Genomic DNA, 20503 nt, shown 5'->3' with positions numbered 1-20503 from the left:
TTTATTTGTATTGATTAACAAAAACTCAAATGAGTGAAAAAATAAAAGTTGGCATCAGCATTGGCGATGTAAACGGCATTGGGATGGAAGTGATCATCAAAACGTTGGCCGAACCGTTGATGCTAAATTACTGCACGCCGATTGTTTACGGCAATACCAAAATTGCTTCTTATAACCGTAAAAATTTAGGCTTGAACGAGTTTAGTTTTAATGTGATTAATGAGCCGGAACAGGCAAACTCGAAAAAACCAAACCTAATCAATTGCTGGGAAGAAGATGTAAAAATTAATTTTGGCGAAGCTAATGAAGTTGGTGGCAAGTACGCTTTTATCTCATTGGAACGTGCCACAAATGATTTAATGGAAGGTAAAATTGATGCTTTGGTTACTGCGCCGATCAACAAACACAACATCCAAAGCGAACAATTTAATTTTCCCGGACATACCGAATATTTGCAGGAACGCTGCGGCGCGGCAGATTCGCTGATGTTTTTGGTGAGTGATGAATTGCGTGTTGGCGTGGTTACCGGCCACATTCCGGTTGCACAAATCAGCGAGCGGATTACGGTTGCCAATATCCTGTCCAAGCTTCGTTTAATGAACCAAAGTTTGAAGCAGGATTTTTGGATCCGTAAACCGCGCATTGCCGTTTTGGGATTGAACCCGCACGCCGGCGATAACGGTTTGATCGGGATTGAAGAACAATTAACCATTATCCCGGCGATAGAAATTGCCAATACCGAAGGAATTTTGGCTTCCGGCCCCTTCCTTGCCGATGGTTTTCTTGGAAACAGCACGTACAAAAACTTTGATGCCGTGCTAGCAATGTACCACGATCAAGGTTTGATCCCGTTTAAAAATACAGCTTTTGATTTAGGCGTGAATTTCACGGCCGGCTTAAACAAAGTGCGCACTTCGCCCGACCACGGAACCGGATACGGCATTGCCGGGAAGAATATGGCATCGCCCACTTCCTTTCGCGAAGCGATGTTTACGGCGATACATGTAGTAAAAAACCGCGCAGAATTGGCAGAATTATCACAAAACCCGTTGAAGTTTAGCAAGTTTAGTAGAGATCGGGATTAAGTTTTTGTGAAATTTTAGCACCATTTGATCCTGTTTTTATTGGCATAAAAGAAGCATTTGCAAGCTAAGCTATTTTGTTATCCGCTTAAAAACCAACAACTAACCATGCTTCTTTTACAGCACTAATTTCATTATTAAAAAAACTATTTTTGATTGTGTAATTTTTCCTAAATTTGCGGGCTAATTAACGCTCATTGAAAACGCTTAAAACATACTCGATTCCGTTTAAGGGACTGAAACTTGGAAAGCACCACTTTGATTTTGAGATCACGGATGCCTTTTTTGATGAGTTTGAATATTCATTGGTGAAAAAAGGAAAACTGGATTGCAAAGTTGAATTGGAAAAGCAGGAAACGATGATGATCCTGGATTTCAAGATCAACGGAATGGTGGACCGCTCTTGCGACCGTTGCCTTTCGCAGTTTCCGGAAACGGTTGACGTGCAGGAACGGCAGATTGTAAAGTTTGCAGGCGAAGCAGAACCGGGAGACGCAGACGATGAGATTATGGTTTTAAACCGGCAGGATTTTGAAATTGATTTATCCGGTTTGATTTACGAATACATCAACCTGGCGATGCCTTTTGTGAGCATTTGCAAAGACGAAGGCAACACACCGTTTTGCGATCAGGAAATGCTGGACAAGTTGAAGCAATTATCGGGAAGCGAAGAAGAAAATACCGACACCGACCCGCGTTGGAACGTGTTAAAAAACATAAAATAAATTAAATACCTTAGGAAATGCCACATCCAAAACGAAAAATATCCAAATCCAGAAGAGATAAACGCCGCACACACTACAAAGCGGAAGCCCCAACCTTAACTACCTGCAAAACTACCGGCGCAGTACATTTGCCACACAGAGCTTACACTGTTGACGGCAATGTTTACTTTAATGGTAAACTATTGATCGAACGCACACCGGCAGCTTAGTTGATTTTCTGAAATGAAGATTGGCTTGGATATTATGGGTGGCGATTTTGCGCCTGAAGCAGCAGTTTTAGGTGCAATTGCAAGCTACCAGGTTTTATCGCCTGATCAGAAATTAGTTTTAATTGGCGATAAGGAAGTTGCCTTGAAAGTTATTGCCGATAATAATTTTGATGCTGGTTGTTTTGAATACGTCCATACAACCGAAGTGATCGGCATGGCCGAACACCCCACAAAAGCCATCGCCCAAAAACCGGAATCGAGCATTGGCATCGGTTTTAAGCTTTTGAAAGAAGGCCAGATTGATTCTTTTGCTTCGGCAGGCAATACCGGTGCGATGCTGGTTGGCGCGATGTTTAGCGTAAAAGCTATTGCGGGGGTTATCCGTCCGGCTATTGCAGGTATCGTTCCGAAACTTATCGGCGGCTGCGGCATTATTTTAGATGTTGGCGCCAATGCAGATTGCAAGCCGGATGCGCTTGTACAGTTTGGCATTTTAGGTAGTTTGATGGCCGAATCGCTTTACCATATTGACGACCCCAAAGTTGGTTTAATCAATATCGGCGAAGAAAAAGAAAAAGGCAACCTGCTTTGCCAGGCCACTTACCCTTTGATGGCCGAAAACAAACAGTTTAATTTTGTAGGCAATATAGAAGGCCGGGATTTGTTTACCGATCAGGCCGATGTATTTGTTTGCGATGGCTTTACCGGCAATGTTATTTTAAAACTGGCCGAAAACTTTTATGACATTACTTTAGAAAAAGGGATGCGCGACGAGTTTTTCGACCGTTTTAATTACGAACAATATGGCGGAAGTCCGATATTGGGCGTTAATGCGCCTGTAATCATTGGCCACGGCATCTCCAACCCGGAGGCTATAAAAAGTATGATTCTGCTTTCCAAAAATACAGTCGAATCAGGTCTGATTGAAAAAATCAAACAAGCTTTCCTCTAAATACCAACATGGATAAAATTTACGCCGCAATTACTGCTGTTCATGGCTACGTGCCCGATTATGTGTTAACCAATCAGGAATTGGAAACCATGGTTGATACCAACAACGAATGGATTTTAAGCAGAACGGGAATAAGCGAACGCAGGATTTTAAAAGGCGAAGGCTTGGGCGTTTCTGACCTGGCTGTTCCGGCGATAAATGGTTTGCTCGAAAAACGAGGAATCAGCCCTTTAGAAATTGATTTACTGATCTTTTGCACCACTACTTCGGATATGCCTTTCCCGGCAACGGCAAATATCATCAGTGCAAAAGTTGGTGCCAATAATGCTTGGGGATTTGATTTGCAGGCCGCTTGTTCCGGCTTTTTATACGGCTTAACAGTTGGCGCACAATTTATCGAAACCGGGATGCACAAAAAGGTTTTGGTGGTGGCGGGAGATAAAATGTCCTCTATCGTGGATTACCAGGACCGGGCAACTTGTATCATTTTTGGTGATGGCTGCGGTGCTGTTTTATTAGAACCAAACCACGAAGGTTTTGGCTTGATGGATGCAAACTTGCGCAGTGATGGTGCTGGTATTGTCCATTTGCATCAAAAAGCAGGCGGTTCTGTAAAACCAACCAGCCACGAAACCATAGATTCACGTCAGCATTATATTTACCAGGAAGGAAAAGCCGTGTTTAAATTTGCCGTAACCAACATGGCCGAAGCTGCTGCCGAAATTATGGAACGAAATGGCCTCAATTCAGAAACGGTAGACTGGCTGGTTCCGCACCAGGCCAATAAACGTATTATTGATGCAACTGCCAACCGAATGGGCGTTGGCCCGGAAAAAGTAATGGTGAACATTGAACGCTACGGAAATACCACCAACGGCACTATTCCACTGTGTTTGTGGGAATGGGAAAGCAAATTAAAAAAAGGCGATAACTTGGTGTTGGCGGCTTTTGGCGGCGGCTTTACCTGGGGCGCAGCTTACTTAAAATGGGCATACTAATTTTATCCCTCCTTTTTTAGTATTTAATGATAAATTAGCCTGCCAAACACAAATCAAACTAAAATTAAACGAAACAACCAGCATGGATATTAAACAGATTCAGGATTTAATCCGATTCGTTTCAAAATCAGGAGTTAACGAGGTTTCCATCGAACAGCAGGACTTCAAAATCACCATCAAAACCAACCAGCCGCAAACCGCTATTGTTACCACTACGGTGCCTGCTGCAACGGCAGAAACCACAGCTGCAACACCAACCATTACGGTAACTACGCCGGTTGTTACAACGCCTGCGGCAGAAGATACTTCCAAATACATCACCATCAAATCCCCCATGATCGGTACTTTTTACCGCTCTTCGGCACCGGAAAAACCATTGTTTGTAAATGTGGGCGATGAAATTAAATCAGGCGACGTGTTGTGTATTATTGAAGCGATGAAACTGTTTAACGAAATCGAATCTGAAGTATCCGGCCGTATCGTTAAAATCCTGGTTGAAAATGCTTCTCCGGTAGAGTATGACCAGCCTTTATTTTTAGTTGATCCGGCTTAAACACGTTGCATACTGTTTTTACCACTATAAATTTGTTGCTGTAGCCGCTAATTTTTCAAAAGATATTTAAGTAATGTTCAAAAAAATATTGATTGCCAACCGTGGCGAAATTGCATTGCGCATTATCCGTACGTGTAAAGAAATGGGCATAAAAACAGTAGCTATTTATTCTACTGCTGATCGCGATAGCTTGCACGTCCGCTTTGCCGATGAAGCGGTTTGTATCGGCCCGCCGCCCAGCAAAGATTCTTACCTTAATATCCCCAATATAATTTCCGCCGCCGAACTGACCAATGCCGATGCAATCCATCCGGGTTACGGTTTTTTGTCGGAGAATGCCAAGTTTTCTGCTATTTGTGCCGAATACGGAATCAAATTTATTGGTGCTACATCCGATCAGATTAACGCGATGGGTGATAAAGCCTCAGCCAAAGACACCATGAAAAAAGCGGGCGTGCCTACCATTCCCGGTTCCGACGGTTTGCTAACGGATGTAAAACAAGGCATCCAAGTCGCCAATAAAATTGGCTATCCCATTATTTTAAAAGCAACTGCCGGTGGTGGCGGCCGCGGGATGCGTATTGTTTGGAAAGATGAGGCTTTTGAAGCTGCCTGGGATTCGGCCCGTGCCGAAGCTGGTGCCGCTTTTGGAAACGATGGCATCTACCTCGAAAAATACGTGGAAGACCCGCGCCATATTGAAATACAAGTAATTGGCGACCAGTTTGGCAAAGTTTGCCATTTATCAGAACGTGATTGCTCCATCCAGCGCCGCCATCAAAAACTGGTTGAAGAATCCCCTTCGCCGTTTATGACCGAAAGGCTGCGCCGCAAAATGGGCGAAGCAGCGATTAAAGGTGCAAAATCTGTAAAATACGAAGGTGCCGGAACGATTGAGTTTTTGGTGGACAAAAACCACGATTTCTATTTTATGGAGATGAACACGCGCATCCAGGTAGAGCACCCGGTTACCGAAGAAGTGATCAATTTCGACCTGATTAAAGAGCAGATAAAAGTAGCGGCAGGAATCCCGATTTCCGGCAAAAACTACGAGCCAACGATGCATGCCATCGAATGCCGGATCAATGCAGAAGACCCGTTCAACAATTTCCGCCCTTCTCCCGGGAAAATCACCAACTTCCATTCGCCGGGCGGCCATGGCGTTCGGGTTGATACGCATGTGTATTCCGGCTACGTTATCCCGCCAAATTACGATTCAATGATCGCGAAATTGATTTGTACGGCGCAAACCCGCGAAGAAGCTTTGAATACCATGGCGCGTGCGTTGAGCGAATTTGTGATCGAAGGCGTAAAAACCACGATCCCTTTCCATATGAAATTGTTACAGGATCCAAACTTCCGCGCTGGTAACTTTACCACCAAGTTTATGGAAACTTTTGAATATACCGAAGACTAAAAAACCGATTATAAATTTAAACGTAAGTACCATTCTAAATCCCACCAGAATGGTATTTTTGTTTCTACTGCATTATGAGCGATCTAAAAGATAACAAACTGTTTAAAGCGATAAGAGATAAAGGCACGAACCTGGAATCAGAAATGTCGTTTTTTGATCATTTGGATGCCCTCCGAAAGCATCTAATCCGTTCGGCTTTAGCCATTGTAATTTTCACAAGTCTGGCGTTTTACTATTTTGATTTCTTCTATAATACTGTTATCATGGGGCCAAGTAAACCCTCATTTTGGACGTACCGAATGCTATGCGAATTAGGTGCTTATTTGCACAGGCCAGGTTTGTGTATTGATAAAATTAACATTCATACAATCAATACGGAGATGGCCGGGCAGTTTACACTACAAATCAATTCCTCATTTATGATAGGTCTGGCATTGGGCTTTCCGTATTTGCTGTATGAGGTTTGGCTTTTTATCAAACCTGCATTGCACGATAAAGAGCGCAAGGCAGCCAGCGGTTTTGTTTTTTATGCTTCGGTACTTTTTTTACTGGGTGTTTTATTTGGCTATTTTGTGATTACGGCCATGTCGCTTAGTTTTTTAGCGGGTTATACGGTAAGTGATTCCATCCAGAATTTATTTAGTATCGATTCTTACATTTCATCCGTCGCCACCTTAACGCTGGCAACCGGTGCTGTTTTTGAATTACCAATTTTGATCTACATCTTATCAACGATGGGATTACTAACCGCGAAGTTTATGCGCGAATCCCGTCGTTATGCCATTATCATCATCCTGATTGTGGCCGCTGTGGTAACGCCAACACCGGATATGCTGACCATGACGGTAGTAAGTATTCCACTATTTTTACTATTTGAAGCCAGTATTTTTGTAGCTGCTGCGGTAGATAAACGCCGCCAATTGAAACATGATGAATTAATGGGTTCATAAATTTCTAAGAACCTGTTTAAATTTTGTTAAACTAATTTGCCATGCTTCTTTTACCACCTAAAAATCATTGTCTTTTTGTGGTTTTTGTACCCGTAAAATTTCCAGGCACACTAAATTTATAGGCATAAAAGAAGCATCAATATTTTTTTTATAGATTTAAACAGGTGCTAAAATTAAACTGATTTTTAAACATACTTCTTTTATGCCATGAAAATTGCGATAGGTGCAGACCATGCCGGATTTGAACTGAAAGAAACGTTACGTTCGTCTCTAACCGAATATCAACTAAAAGATTTTGGAACGTATTCTGCCGAATCGGTTGATTATCCTGATTTTGCGCATCCAGTTGCTTTTGCTGTTGAAAATGGCGAATTTGATTTAGGCATTTTAATTTGCGGCAGCGGAAACGGTATCGCCATCACGGCAAACAAACACCAGGGAATCCGTGCCGCTATTTGCTGGAACATAGAACTGGCCAGCCTGGCCAGAAAACATAACAACGCCAACGTCCTTTGTTTGCCCGCCAGATTTATACCGGTAAAAGAAGCATTAGCCATCACCCAAACATTTTTAACCACCGAATTTGAAGGCGGCCGCCACGCCAACCGCGTGAACAAGATCTCCTGCTAAAACCAAAATATTGACCATGAAAAAACTACTCTTTTGCTTGATTCCTGCTGCTTTTTTCAGTTACGCCAATGCACAAAAAACCGATGCTTTACAGCAAAAATATGCTTCGTACATTTCAGTAGATGATGCCAGAAAACACTTAACTATCCTGGCTTCTGATGCTTTTGAAGGACGCGAAACCGGCCAACCCGGCGCAGAAAAAGCAGCTAACTACCTTGCAGGCGAATTTAAAAAAATGGGTTTGCAAGCTCCGGTCAACGGTTCTTATTTTTTAGATGTTCCTTTAGAAGAAAATACGCTGAAAGTAACGGCCTTTTCCATAAATAATCTATCTTTTGAAAACGGAAAAGACTTTTTAATGCGCGGCACTTTTGGCAATACCAATACACATGCCACCGAAGTTATTTTTATCGGTTACGGAACTTCAGAAGAAATAGGAACGACTGATTTAAGCGGTAAAGTTTTGCTTTGGATCAACGAAGATAAACCCGAAGCTGGTGCAACGCCAAACACCAGCTACCGGATGAGTGCCGCCCGAACTAAGATCATCCGGGAAATCCAAAGTAAACATCCGGCAGTGATTCTGGCAGCAAACGTCGGAATTGCAGATGTGTTGAAACGTTTTGGTTCGAGTTATACAGGAAGCAGTTTGTCGCTTAAAAAAGAGACGCCTGCCGCTGCAACCCAAAATGCGCCGGTAATCAACATTGATTTGGCTGTTGCTGATGCATTGACAAAACCAACCGGACAAGATTTTAATGCGATAAAAACAGCATCGGCAGCAGGAGTTGTTCCGGCAAAATCCATAAAGTTTGATTTTACGGTTGCTTATCACACCGAAACCAAACCGGCAAAAGCGGTTGATGTTTTGGGTTTTTTGCCAGGATCAGATCCTAAATTAAAAGATGAAATCCTGGTTTTTTCTGCGCATTATGATCACATCGGCCTCACCACAACCGGAACAGATAAAGTAAATAACGGCGCTGACGATGATGGCTCTGGCACAACTGGAATCTTGGAAATTGCACGAGCATTTACCCAAGCTAAAAAAGATGGCCATCCTGCACGCCGCAGCATTTTGTTTTTAGGAAATGTGGGCGAAGAAAAAGGTTTGTTAGGATCAGAATATTATACCGATCATCCAGTTTTTCCGCTCAGCCAAACCATTACCGATTTAAACATTGATATGATTGGCCGCACGGGTTACGATTATCAGGGCAAAGCAGATTCTTCCAATTATGTTTATGTGATTGGTTCGGCGATGTTGAGTTCGGATTTGCACAAAATAAACGAGGAAGCCAATAATAAATTTACCAAGCTCGACCTGGATTATAAATACGATGACCCTAACGATCCGAACCGCTTTTATTACCGCTCCGATCATTACAATTTTGCCAAACACGGCGTTCCGATTATTTTTTATTTTGACGGCGAGCATCAGGATTACCACCGGCCAAGTGATGAAGTGAGCAAAATTAATTTCCCGATGCTGGTAAAACGCGCACAATTGGTTTTTTATACCGGTTGGGATTTGGCCAACCGCGATAAACGGCCGGTGGTGGATGCAAAAAGCGATAAGGCTGCAAGCCAATAATGCCGATGCTTCTTTTATCATATAAAAATTAGTATTGCAAACACCTTTGCAGAAGAACCGGCGTTAAAGGCTAAATCCGTAAATTTACCGCATGACTAAAACTGCAGAAGATTTTATTGCGAAAGCTGAAGTTAAAGCCTTTGATTTAAAACACCGCAGCATCATCAACCACAATATTGGTAAATATGATGCTGCCGTTGCCCGCGGAATTTCCCGTTTAACCAACCTTGAAAATGCCAAGCGCAAAGCGCATGTAACGAAGTGGAAGGTGATGGAAAATTTAGACAAGCTTTTGCCTGAGTTTGAGGCAAACTTCCAGCGGCGCGGCGGAAAAGTGATTTGGGCGAACGATGCGGCCGAAGCGCAAAAAGAAATCCTGAACATCATCCAAAAAGCAGGTGCAAAAACAGTAGTCAAATCCAAATCAATGGTTACGGAAGAAATTCACATCAACGAATTTCTCACCGAAAATAACATCGAAAGTTTGGAAACCGACTTAGGTGAATACATTGTGCAGTTGCTCGGCCAAAAACCGTATCATATTGTTACGCCGGCCATGCACCTTTCCAAAGAAGATATTGCCAAATTGTTTAACGAACGTTTTGGCACGCCGATAGATGCCACGCCGGAACAACTCACGTTAAAAGCACGCGAACTGCTACGGGCAAAATATGTTTATGCGGATGTTGGCATTACCGGCGCCAACTTTTTAATTGCTGATTCCGGCAGTATCGCGATTACGGAGAACGAAGGCAACGCGCGTTTGTGCACTACTTTCCCCAAAATTCATATTGCGGTTGTTGGGATTGAAAAGATGATCCCTTCAATTGCCGATTTGGATTTATTCTGGCCGCTGCTTTCCACGCATGGAACGGGACAAAATTTAACCGTTTACAACACCATTTTAAGCGGCCCGCGGCAATCCCCGGAAACCGACGGTCCGGAAGAAATGTATGTAATTTTGTTGGACAATGGCCGAACCAATTTATTAGCGCAAAAAGACCAGCGGCAGGCTCTGTATTGCATCCGTTGCGGCGCTTGCTTAAATGCTTGTCCGGTTTACAAAAACATTGGCGGCCACACGTACGAAACCACGTATAGCGGCCCAATCGGCTCCATCATTACGCCGCATATGCAAGGCATGGACGAGTTTAAACACCTGAGTTATGCTTCAAGTCTGTGCGGAAAATGTTCGGAAGTTTGTCCCGTTAAAATAGATTTGCATAAATTATTGCTGCTTAACCGCCGCGATTCAGTCAAAGAAAACCTCAATCCGGTAAAAGAACGCTGGGGCTGGGCTTTATGGAAAAAAGGCATGTTGAGCCGAAAAATGACCGATTATTTTGGCGGAGGCGTTAAAAATTTCCTATTACGCTTTCTATTTAAAGGAACTTGGGGACATTTACGGGAAATGCCAAACGTTGCGCCTAAATCTTTCAGCCAGCAATGGATAGAGAAGAATGAAGAAAGCTGATGGTTCAATGGATTATGGTTGATGGTTCATCGGCTGGTGTTTACTATTAACTATCATCCATTAACTATTAACCTCATAAAAAAACTATGCGCAAAATCACACTTAACATTGCCACAACTTTAGATGGTTATATTGAAGGCCCGAACGGCGAAATTGATTGGTGTTTAAACGACCAGGATTACGGTTTGACCGAATTTTCGGAAGATACCGATGCTTTGTTTATGGGTAGAAAAAGCTACGAACTGATTGCGCAGGCCGGACTTGGATTTTTTGAAAACCATGATATTTATGTTTTTTCGGATACGCTTGTGCCCGAAGAACAATTGGGCGTAAAAGTTATCCGTAAATCTGATTTTGTTGCTTTTGTAAAAAAATTTCGCGAACAGGAAGGCAAAAACGTTTGGTTTTTTGGCGGCGCCAATCTGCTTGCTTCTTTTATGGCAGAAAATTTGGTGGACGAGTTTTTGATTTCCGTCCATCCGCTAATTTTAGGCGGAGGAAAACCACTGTTCCAAAGCGGAAAAGATAAAATTGATTTGATGCTGATTAACCATAAATCCTACTCCAGCGGTTTGGTGCAATTGCGTTATATCATCCCGCCAAAGTTTGATTTGAGTATGCTGGACATGTAGGTTAAACATTTTAGCTTACCAACTCCACTTCTGCAACCGGATTAAACAAATAAATTCGGTTCGTACTTACTTCCACACAACGATAACGTTTTCGTAGCCGTTCTTCCCGGCGGAAAACGCGTCCGTCTTTCCACTTAAACAAACCGTTTGCCGGGATTTTTTTGACCAAAATAACCGATGCTTCTTTTACATCATATTTTTTGAGGACACGAAATAAAGTAAGGTCAGAACAACTGGAAGCTGCCGGGTTATCCAAATAATTATGAATGGCGAGATTTACATCAGGCGGAAAAAGATTTAACTCGAAGAACGGTTTCATCATCCTTTTAAAATTGCTTTTCCATTCGGCTCCGTGTGGTTTTGCTTTGTGCTGATGCTGGTTAAAAGTATAAAGATGCGCAAACTCGTGTACCGTAGTTACCAAAAAAGCGTAAGCATTCAAATCGTAATTCACAGAAATACGGTGCCCTTTTCCGCCAAAAGGTGAACGGTAATCGCCAAATTTGGTTCCGCGGTTGCGGGAAACTTTAAACTCACATTGAAAATAATCAATCCATTTGGCAATTACCGGCGCGGCTGCTTCCGGCATGTAATTTTTAAGAATCTCCTTTTTATCCACGCCGTAATGTAACGCTTATTTTAACAGGTGGAAAGTAATAAAACTTGCGGCATAAGCCAGCACCGTCATGTAAGCAAACTGGATGACTGGCCATTTCCATTCTTTAGTTTCGCGGTAAACCACAGCAACCGTGCTGGCGCATTGCATGGCAAAAGCGTAAAACATCATGAGCGACATGGCGACGGCAAAAGTGAAAACCGGCAAACCTGTTTCCGGATTCTTGGCATTCCGCATTTTATCCATCACCGAATCTAATTTATCGGCATTGCCATCCACACTGTAAATCGTGGCCATTGTTCCTACAAAAACTTCGCGGGCAGCAACGGAAGTAATTAAAGCGATGCCAATTTTCCAATCAAAACCCAAAGGACGAATGGCCGGCTCGATGGCATGGCCTAAAATACCGGCGTAAGAATTTTCAAGCTGATCGGTTGCTTTTAAACGCTGCACTTCCTCCGCTGATTTTTTGCCGGTAAAAGAAGCATTGCTGTATTTCTGATCAATCTGCTCCATTCGTTTTCCTGGCCCGTACGAAGCCATCACCCACAAAATGATTGAAACGGCGATGATAACTTTCCCGGCCTGGATGACGAAAGTTTTTGACCGTTCGTACATCGTTAAACCTACGTTTTTCCAGCGCGGCATCTGGTAAACGGGCAGTTCCATGATAAAATAACCACGTTCGCGGCTCTTCAAAATCAGCTTAAAAACAAACGCCACAACTACTGCCGAAACTACGCTGAACAGGTACATCGCCATCATGGCCAAGCCTTGTAAATTGAAAAGCCACCACACATTTCGGTTTGGAACCACAAGCGAAATAAGCAGCGTGTAAACCGGCAAACGTGCAGAACAGGTAATTAAAGGCGTTACCATAATGGTAATCATGCGGTCTTTCCAGTTTTCGATGGTGCGCGTACTCATGATGGAAGGAACGGCGCAAGCGAAACCACCAATCAGCGGTACGACGGATTTTCCGTTCAGCCCAACTTTGCGCATGATGCGGTCCATCATAAAAGTTACACGCGACATGTAGCCCGTATCTTCCAAAATCGAAATAAAAGCAAACAGGATGGCAATTTGCGGGATGAAAACCAGCACGCCGCTTAATCCGGCAATTACACCATCAAGCAATAAACTGGTTAACGGTCCGGCCGGAAGTGTTTTGTGCAATACGGAAGTGAGCCAGGTAAACAGGTTTTCAATCAGCGTCATTGGGTAAGCCGACCAGGAAAATATGGCTTGGAAAATGAACATCAGGATGGCGAAGAAAATGACGAAACCGAAAACCTTATGGGTTAAAACTTTATCAATTTTGTTGCTGTAACTTTCTTTTTCCGCGAAATGTTCTTTCCGCGTAACCACATCAAAAAGCACATCGTTTATAAAATTGTAACGCGCAATAGTTTCGGTAGCCTGAGATTTTTGGGAATGAAAGCTGTGCTCTTCCTCCAGCGTTTCAATCCGGTCGTTTTGCTGCGGAGATAGGAACGGCAAATATTCGTGCTGATGCGCCAATTGCAAAGCGTAGTAATTATTTTCTACGTGGATTTCTTCGCGGATACTGCTGATCAGTTCGGGCGCTAATTGCTCTACATCAATTGTATCTTCCTGCAAAGCAAAACGGTTGGCATAAGCAATTGCTTCTTTTAAGGCCGTAATTCCTTCGGCTTTGCGCGCAGAAATCGGGACAACAGGAACACCTAATTTTTTTGAAAGAAGGTTTATGTTAATGTTCAGCCCGGATTTATTGGCCAAATCCATCATGTTTAAAGCCAAGATAACCGGGATTTTCAAATCGGCAACCTGGGTATAAAGCAGTAAATTTCGTTTGAGGTTGGAAGCATCCAAGATAACAATCACCAGATCAGGATGGTGTGGATTGGAACGATCGGCCAGAACAGAAAAAACGATAGACTCGTCCTTGCTTTTCGGATACAAGCTATATGTTCCGGGAAGGTCAATGATTTCGGCGCGGCGGCCATCATTTAAAATACAGAAACCGGTTTTTTTATCAACCGTAACGCCGGGGAAATTGCCAACTTTTTGGTTAAGGCCGGTAAGAACATTAAAAAGCGTGGATTTACCGGTGTTTGGGTTTCCTATTAATGCAACTTTCAGATCAGCCTTCAACTCAAATTATTGTAAGATAATGGTAGATGCTTCGCGTTTACGTAAACTTAGCTGGTAACCGGAAACGTTAACTGCAATTGGGTCGCCAAGCGGGGCAACCCTTTGGATGCTGATTTCTTCTCCGGGCAAACAACCCATTTCCATCAATTTAACAGACATTTCCAAATCGGTAAATTCTTTAATGATACCTTTTTTGCCTATTGTTAATTGCGATAGCTTCATGAATACAAGTACTAATTATACTGTAAAGCTAAACCTTATTTAAATTAAATCCAAATAAGATTTGATAATATCAATGTAAAAGAAGCATGCTTCTTTTATCGGCATAAAAGCATTGGCCGAAATTTTTAGGTTGAAAAGAATTAGGGCCGCTGGTAAGAATCGTACCGGAAATGCGGGCAGTTGCATTTTTTATGGAACAAACCACAGGAAGAAAACACCGTCGTGGCCAGCAAAAATCCGGCTAAAACCCGTTTATTGTTTTTGAGCTTGTATGGCATGTGTTGTAACTAAAATACTGAAAATACCCATTAAAGAACCCAGCACGTCGCAAAAAAGATCGTCCCACTCGGCGCTGCGGTAAGTAAAGATTTTCCATTGCAACAATTCGATCGCACCGCCAAACAGGAACATGCAAAACAGCACGACCACAAAAAACGGCCCGCTAAGGTTCACGCTTCTTTGTTTACGGAACAAACCGTAAAAAGTAAGCACCGTGAGCACAAAAAACAGTCCGGTGTGCGTAAGCTTGTCAAAACCTTTGAAAAACAAATGCGATTCGCCGACTTTTCCTAAAGAAACGCAACAAATCACTAAAATAAACAAAGCCCACATTAGTGTAAGGCTTTGATATTTCAACAGTTTCTGCATCATGCGCCGATTAAAGCTTTGTATTTTTCGACGGATAAAAGCTCTTCCAATTCCTTAGTATCGGAAACTGTAATTTTAACCATCCAGCCATCACCGAAAGGGTCAGAATTAACCAGCTCCGGGTTGGCATCCAGCGCAGCGTTCACTTCCAAAACCTGTCCCCTTACCGGCATAAACAAATCAGAGACAGTTTTTACAGCTTCAACCGTTCCAAAAATACCTTCTTTGGCTACGTGTTCGCCAATGGTATTGATATCTATGTAAACAATATCGCCCAGTTCGTGCTGCGCAAAATCGGTAATACCGATGTAAGCCGTGTTGCCCTCTATCCTAACCCACTCGTGGTCTTTGGTGTATTTTAACTCAGATGGGAAATTCATGTTCGTTTTTTTTCTCAAAAATAAATAAAAACATGTTTAGAAACCGAAAATTGGCTTAAATGCAAGAATATTTATTTGAAAATGTTTACGAACTATTGTTGATGCTTCTTTTATGGCATAAAAATTAATTAAGTTTTCTATCCCAATTTAACCTACATGCTCTGCTTAGCCTCCAAAAAATTATTATTGAATAAAATTTAACCAGTTTCTAAATATTAGATAAAATAACAATGCTTCTTTTATCCCTAAAAAATTTGCGTTATATTCTATTGGTATAGAAAAAATACGTTTTTATAGGATAAAAGAAGCATCAAAAATATTCAGGATAAAAGTTAAACAGCTTTTAATTTTTAAAAAATCGAAGAGGCTGTATCATAAAGAAAACAGGCATCCTAAGAATCACCTAAAAGAAAACAAGCTCCAACAGGTATCCGAATAAATTACATAAAAAAGAGGCTGTTCATGGTTTATGATACAGCCTTCTCTTCCAATCTTCAAGTTACCGATTTTCAGGCCGGCACTACCGGAGTCTTATATGTTTGAACTGGCGCCAGTGCCGAGGTGTCGAAGCCCAAATGAGCTTTGACCAGTTCGGCGGGCGAAAATGCCAGCCATTGGCGAAGCGACACATCGGCATAGTGGTCGGAGCGGAAACATTCGAGGAAGCGCAACGTGGTGGTGCCGGTGTTTTCGACGTAGTGACCCATCGGAAACGGAACGCAGCCGACATCGCCCGCCTGATAGTCGAAGGTGCGCGCGCTACCATCGGCGGCAAACACAGTCATGCGCGCCTGGCCTTCGAGGTAGAACTGCCATTCCTGCGCGTTGGGGTGCCAGTGCATTTCGCGCATCCCGCCCGGCTCCACTTCCACGATGGCGGCGGCGATGGTGGTAGAGGCCGGAAAGTTTTTTGAGTCCACGATGCGAACCGAACCGCCCTGGGTGCGAATCGGCTCCTGCCCTTCCATGTGAAAGCTAAAGCTCGCGGGCACCGGGCCGGCGCCTGCGATCCGATCCGATTCGAGCGTGCCCGGAACCGGCGCTTGGAAAATCCACCAGGGCTTGGCCGGAAGCGAATCAAACACGCTTTCGGACACGCCGAAGTTTTTGGCCAGCACCGATTTGGGCGTGTGGATGAGCCAATCGGTGAGCAAAAAGGTGCCTTCTTCGGTGAAGTTGCCGTCATCGAAGACGAGCAAAAACTCGCAGCCTTCGGGTTCAAGCCCTTGAATTGAGTGCGGAATCCCGGCGGGGAAGTTCCATAGGTCGCCTGTTTTCACGTCGTCTTGAAAGGTGCAGCCGTTCTCGTCTATGGCTGTGATGCGCGCCTGGCCCGCGATCATGTAAGCCCATTCCGCTGAGGTGTGCCAGTGCATTTCTCTCGCGCCGCCGGGCGTGAGGCGCATATTGACACCCGCGATGGTGGTAGCGGCGGGCAACTCGCGGATGGTGGTCTGGCGCCCCCAGCCGCCCTGTTCGAGGTGGTTGTGGCTGTCGGCGAACGACCAACGCAAGTTGGCGACGGTGCCCTTATCGGTAATTGGTGCAGCGAGCAAGTCGCGGTCTTGCGCTTCGCGCGCCGGGTTGGTCGGCCCCAGAATCGAAGCACCGCGCTTGCCATCAATTGGTTGTGGTGGTGCTGCCGCTTGTGGCATTGGCATTGTTTCTTGGTTTGGCATGATTGTTTTATTTAAGTTGTTCTGTTTTGATTGTTGGTTTAGAGTTGTCCTGTGCCATGCCTGTTTGGCTTATTCTGTCTCTCCTTTGTAGAGCATCTTTTTATCATGTCAACCAAAGAAACCTGCTTTTTCACAATATGCAGTCCTTCGACCAGCACCAGCCGTTTTTTCACCACCAATGCTTCTTTTACCAATCGAAAAGCCGTGGTCTTTCGTGCCCAGGTAAATAGTTAAAGGAAAACAAACCCTATTTGTTTTCCTTTAACTAACGTTACCTTTTCAAACAGAAGGATACCATCATTTTTATTTTCACTTATCATTCAATAGCTTTTCAACTGCCAAAACAAGTTCTATATGGAAACACTTCACAAATCCATAATTTCCAGTAAAGAGCAAACTGACTTATGTACGGCAAAAAAACAGGAAAGGCTGATGATTTGTCTTGCCCTGATCGCTGGATTTATAGACGCCTACGGTTTTCTTCATTTCAAAACTTATCTGTCGTTCATGAGCGGCAATACCACACAAACAGGATTTTCGTTAGGCCAGGTCAAATTAGCCATTGCGTTGACTTCTTTTGTAGCTATCCTGTTTTTCGTCATCGGTGTTTTTACAGGTTCTGTATTGTCAAAATTTAGCTGGTATAAATCCCGCTGGGCACCTTTTATTGTTGTAGCATCAATATTAACGCTTTACGGAGGCGCAACATTCTTTTTTACGATAAACAGTTATTGCAGCGTAGGTATCCTTAGCTTTTCTATGGGCTACATGAACACTATCCTGTCTCATATTGGCAAACAATCTGTAAACCCTGATTTTGTTACCGGCACTTTAAATAACATAGCCCAACACTTTGCATCAATTGTAAAAGGCATGCCTTTGCCAGATTCCCAAGGCGTTTGGGACAGCCACCAACGACGCGCCATCGTGTTGTTGGTTGTTTGGTTTTCTTTTTTAGCCGGTGCCTGCTTTTGTGTAATGGCCACATCCTGGTTAGGAAAATGGAACCTTGCGTTTCCTGTTGCTTTATTACTGATTTCTCCGTTGTTAAGTTCAGGCAAAAGATCTTTGTAGATTTTTGCAAACAGGAACGTTGCCTTAAACAGGCAGAGGCAAAAAAACTTTTTTAATTATATGGGTTGAATTGCTTTGACTGTCCACAGCTTTTTTAGAAAAACCCTTTCAAACCTCAACAAGTTTAAACAATCCCGTTATTTAATTCAAACATATAGTAGGTTTACCGTTTTCCTCTTGTATCGGCAGTGCCTCTAAACCAATAACAGTAGTTGGTTTTTCTATACTTTTTGTGGATGAACGGTATAAATACAAGTTTTTAAGGGCTAAAAGAAGCATTCCTACTTTTAGGACTAGAACCTAAATCACTATCCATATTTGGCCGCAAAAAATCCTACTTTAAATAATTACATAATAATTAAAACTTTAAGTTTTCAAATCTTGTTCAAAGGGTATTGTTTAACTATAATAACTACTACAATGAAAAAAATTACTTTAGCAGCAATTGCAATTTTGGGCCTCGTATTTTCGGCAAATGCACAAATTCAAAGAGGCAATGTTTTAATCGGCAGTGATTTGGCAAACCTACAATTAGGCCTAAGCAAGCCAACAAGTTTTACTGGTACTATTATGCCAAAAGCGGCATGGTTTATCCAGGATAATGTTGCTTTAGGAGGCTATGGAAGTTTCAGTGTTGCAACCTTAAAAGGAAATGGTTCTAATATTACTTACGGTATAGGTGCATTAGGACGGATTTACAGTGGTGCCGGAACAGAAATTGTTAGGCATGGCCGCTTTTTTGGAGAAGCAAACGTAGGTATTGAAGGTCAAAATTATTCGGCCACAGGTGGTTCTACCAACGGTTTAGGTTTTGGCGTTGGCCCTGGTTTTGCCTATTTTATCACGCCAAGTATTGGTTTAGAAACTTTGCTTAAATACAATGGCATTGTTGGTTTCGGCAGCAGCCCTTATGCAAACAACGTTAACCTGCAATTTGGTTTCCAGGTTTATTTGCCGGGAAGGGCTACAGCAGCTAAAGTTATCCGAGACGTAAAATAACATTTCCGGATTTATTTACCCATAAAAAGCATGTTCAGTTATAAAACTGAACATGCTTTTTTTATGCCCCTAAATTTAGTGTCTTTTATGTTTATACAAGGCCCTTTGGTATTCTCCGGCTTGATGCCCATGCTTCTTTTACCCTATAAAAATTGGTGCGTGCATATAGCTAAACAAATCAAAACCAAGATATTTGCTAATTTTTGGGTGATAAAAGAAGCATGGAAACTTTAATCAATAAATATTAAACAAGCTTTTTTACTGAAAAAGCAGTTTTAAATTAACGCCAAAGTTGGTAAATGCTGTGTTGAAGGATTGCGATGTATAAGGTTTGGTGATGTTGGAATCGTAAAACAGTTGCAGGTTAAAACGCTGGTTGATGACATAATTTACCGAAGGTCTTACCGTAATATTTTTTGCGCCCGATGAAACATCCGCTTCCTGCACATCCGGCCTAAAAACTACAGTTTTGTTATCTGCAATGGCAAAATCAAGCTTAAAGTTCATGTCGTTTTTAAGCTGTAGGTTTTGAAACAAGCCAAACGGAAAACGGAAATTGCTGGTATGGTAGCCAAAGCCAAAAACAACCGCCGTTTCGTTTTGCTGAGTCAGTTGGCTGTTAGATAAACTCAAACTTAGTGCGCGGCTTTGGCGGTATTCAAAATTTCCCGTCATGCTGTTTTTAAACCGCGCACTAAAACCCAACAATGGCACAAACTGCTCAAAAATAGTGATCTGCGCATATTGGTAATAAGGCAAAAAGTCGTTGTTGGCATCGCGCACATTTACGGCTCCGTTTGCTTCTGAGTAACGCAGCAACGTGTTGAAACCGTTGACGCTGTACGACGAACGGTAACCGTGCTGCATATCAAAAGAATCAAAAAGATCGGTTAAAAAAGGCAATTTGTTTAAACCGGTATAAGTAATTTGCCAGTTTGGGATCGGGATTTTTGGAAAACTGCCAGTGCTAATGCTGCTTGCATCCTTACCCGAATAAGCAGCCAGAAACGACGAAACCAATACATCCTGGTCGTTTGCACTATAGCCATCGGCAAAACCATTGGTTACATTGGTTGAATTAGGGTTTTGCCTGCCTAAACGTTGTGAAACAACACTTCTGTTGTCCAAAAACTTTTGGAAAACGGCCGATGTATTGTTGATGCCTGTTGTTTTAGAAAAAGCGGTTGGCAGGGTAAAATACGAAATGCTGTAATCTCCGGAGGTGATCGGGCTTAAGTTTTCAACCTCATTGGTTAAGGGCGAATATTTAAAGTTGGTTTGGTAGTTGAGGTTGCGCGTGCGAAAAGCAGAAAGTTCAATCCGAAGGTCAGGAACCGGCTCTAAGACACCTCGAAAGCGCATGTCTTCGTTCAGTGTTTTTGTAAACAATTGGTTTTGCAAAGTATCGGTCGTGATCCATCCGTTTGCAAGCGCACGGCTTCGGATATCTGCCTGGCTTCCCAACAAAAACCCGATGCCAGGTGCATTATAGTTTAAGTCTTCGCCAAAAAACTTGGTTTTGGGCAGATAGCC

At 42.9% G+C, this 20503-nt stretch carries 21 protein-coding genes; 14 read left to right on the top strand and 7 right to left on the bottom strand.

Annotated elements, in window-relative coordinates:
- Positions 1-29 precede the first annotated feature (29 nt).
- From pdxA to Q0192_RS02200, 12 genes are all read left to right on the top strand, one after another.
- Positions 30-1085 (top strand): 4-hydroxythreonine-4-phosphate dehydrogenase PdxA, encoded by a 1056-nt coding sequence (gene pdxA, locus Q0192_RS02255; protein WP_299285445.1) that lies wholly within the window; start codon positions 30-32, stop codon positions 1083-1085.
- A 194-nt stretch (positions 1086-1279) separates the two neighbouring features.
- A complete protein-coding gene (locus Q0192_RS02250; protein WP_299285442.1) occupies positions 1280-1807 on the top strand; it encodes a DUF177 domain-containing protein in 528 nt (175 codons plus the stop codon).
- A gap of 17 nt (positions 1808-1824) precedes the next feature.
- Complete coding sequence (gene rpmF, locus Q0192_RS02245) at positions 1825-2016, top strand: 50S ribosomal protein L32 (RefSeq protein WP_174287575.1); 192 nt, start codon at positions 1825-1827, stop codon at positions 2014-2016.
- A gap of 13 nt (positions 2017-2029) precedes the next feature.
- Entirely contained in the window at positions 2030-2968 is a 939-nt protein-coding gene (plsX, locus tag Q0192_RS02240; RefSeq protein WP_299285434.1) for a phosphate acyltransferase PlsX, read from the top strand.
- 8 nt (positions 2969-2976) lie between these two features.
- The gene (locus Q0192_RS02235; protein ID WP_299285431.1) at positions 2977-3966 is read left to right on the top strand and encodes a beta-ketoacyl-ACP synthase III; all 990 of its coding nucleotides are present in this window, start codon (positions 2977-2979) and stop codon (positions 3964-3966) included.
- A gap of 82 nt (positions 3967-4048) precedes the next feature.
- Entirely contained in the window at positions 4049-4519 is a 471-nt protein-coding gene (gene accB / locus Q0192_RS02230; protein WP_299285428.1) for an acetyl-CoA carboxylase biotin carboxyl carrier protein, read from the top strand.
- A gap of 73 nt (positions 4520-4592) precedes the next feature.
- A complete protein-coding gene (gene accC / locus Q0192_RS02225) occupies positions 4593-5936 on the top strand; it encodes an acetyl-CoA carboxylase biotin carboxylase subunit (RefSeq protein WP_299285426.1) in 1344 nt (447 codons plus the stop codon).
- 74 nt (positions 5937-6010) lie between these two features.
- Complete coding sequence (tatC, locus tag Q0192_RS02220; protein ID WP_299285423.1) at positions 6011-6886, top strand: twin-arginine translocase subunit TatC; 876 nt, start codon at positions 6011-6013, stop codon at positions 6884-6886.
- Positions 6887-7093: 207 nt separating this feature from the next.
- Positions 7094-7516, top strand: a complete 423-nt coding sequence (gene rpiB / locus Q0192_RS02215) for a ribose 5-phosphate isomerase B (RefSeq protein ID WP_299285420.1) — start codon at positions 7094-7096, stop codon at positions 7514-7516.
- A 16-nt stretch (positions 7517-7532) separates the two neighbouring features.
- A complete protein-coding gene (locus Q0192_RS02210) occupies positions 7533-9110 on the top strand; it encodes a M28 family peptidase (RefSeq protein ID WP_299285417.1) in 1578 nt (525 codons plus the stop codon).
- A 91-nt stretch (positions 9111-9201) separates the two neighbouring features.
- Positions 9202-10584: a LutB/LldF family L-lactate oxidation iron-sulfur protein gene (locus Q0192_RS02205; RefSeq protein ID WP_299285414.1), complete on the top strand. Its 1383-nt coding sequence runs from the start codon at positions 9202-9204 to the stop codon at positions 10582-10584.
- 86 nt (positions 10585-10670) lie between these two features.
- Positions 10671-11216 carry a dihydrofolate reductase family protein gene (locus Q0192_RS02200; RefSeq protein WP_299285411.1) on the top strand — a complete coding sequence of 182 codons (546 nt, stop codon included), beginning with the start codon at positions 10671-10673 and terminating at the stop codon, positions 11214-11216.
- Positions 11217-11226: 10 nt separating this feature from the next.
- Here Q0192_RS02200 and Q0192_RS02195 read toward each other — a convergent pair whose 3' ends face one another.
- From Q0192_RS02195 to Q0192_RS02170, 6 genes are all read right to left on the bottom strand, one after another.
- On the bottom strand, positions 11227-11805 hold the full coding sequence (locus Q0192_RS02195; protein WP_299285409.1) for a SprT-like domain-containing protein: 579 nt from the start codon (positions 11803-11805) through the stop codon (positions 11227-11229).
- A gap of 45 nt (positions 11806-11850) precedes the next feature.
- Complete coding sequence (gene feoB, locus Q0192_RS02190; RefSeq protein WP_299285406.1) at positions 11851-13968, bottom strand: ferrous iron transport protein B; 2118 nt, start codon at positions 13966-13968, stop codon at positions 11851-11853.
- Between the two features lie 6 nt (positions 13969-13974).
- Positions 13975-14190, bottom strand: a complete 216-nt coding sequence (locus Q0192_RS02185) for a FeoA family protein (protein WP_157562722.1) — start codon at positions 14188-14190, stop codon at positions 13975-13977.
- 252 nt (positions 14191-14442) lie between these two features.
- Positions 14443-14841, bottom strand: a complete 399-nt coding sequence (locus Q0192_RS02180) for a VanZ family protein (RefSeq protein WP_299285398.1) — start codon at positions 14839-14841, stop codon at positions 14443-14445.
- Positions 14838-15218 (bottom strand): glycine cleavage system protein GcvH, encoded by a 381-nt coding sequence (gcvH, locus tag Q0192_RS02175; RefSeq protein ID WP_299285395.1) that lies wholly within the window; start codon positions 15216-15218, stop codon positions 14838-14840. The genes Q0192_RS02180 and gcvH overlap by 4 nt, the downstream gene beginning before the upstream one ends.
- A gap of 509 nt (positions 15219-15727) precedes the next feature.
- Positions 15728-16897, bottom strand: coding sequence for a cupin domain-containing protein (locus Q0192_RS02170; RefSeq protein ID WP_299285392.1), 1170 nt, complete (start codon positions 16895-16897; stop codon positions 15728-15730).
- Positions 16898-17251: 354 nt separating this feature from the next.
- Here Q0192_RS02170 and Q0192_RS02165 point away from each other — a divergent pair, with 354 nt between their 5' ends.
- The gene (locus tag Q0192_RS02165) at positions 17252-17971 is read left to right on the top strand and encodes a YoaK family protein (RefSeq protein WP_299285389.1); all 720 of its coding nucleotides are present in this window, start codon (positions 17252-17254) and stop codon (positions 17969-17971) included.
- 420 nt (positions 17972-18391) lie between these two features.
- The gene (locus Q0192_RS02160; protein WP_299285386.1) at positions 18392-18970 is read left to right on the top strand and encodes a hypothetical protein; all 579 of its coding nucleotides are present in this window, start codon (positions 18392-18394) and stop codon (positions 18968-18970) included.
- 258 nt (positions 18971-19228) lie between these two features.
- Here Q0192_RS02160 and sprA read toward each other — a convergent pair whose 3' ends face one another.
- Positions 19229-20446 carry a cell surface protein SprA gene (gene sprA / locus Q0192_RS18720; protein WP_366518131.1) on the bottom strand — a complete coding sequence of 406 codons (1218 nt, stop codon included), beginning with the start codon at positions 20444-20446 and terminating at the stop codon, positions 19229-19231.
- Positions 20447-20503: the final 57 nt, after the last annotated feature.

The sequence above is a fragment of the uncultured Mucilaginibacter sp. genome (genome assembly GCF_937859865.1).
Taxonomy (GTDB): Bacteria; Bacteroidota; Bacteroidia; order Sphingobacteriales; family Sphingobacteriaceae; genus Mucilaginibacter_A.
The sequence above is the reverse complement of the archived record's forward strand: the minus strand, read 5'-3'. Positions and strand labels throughout refer to the sequence as shown.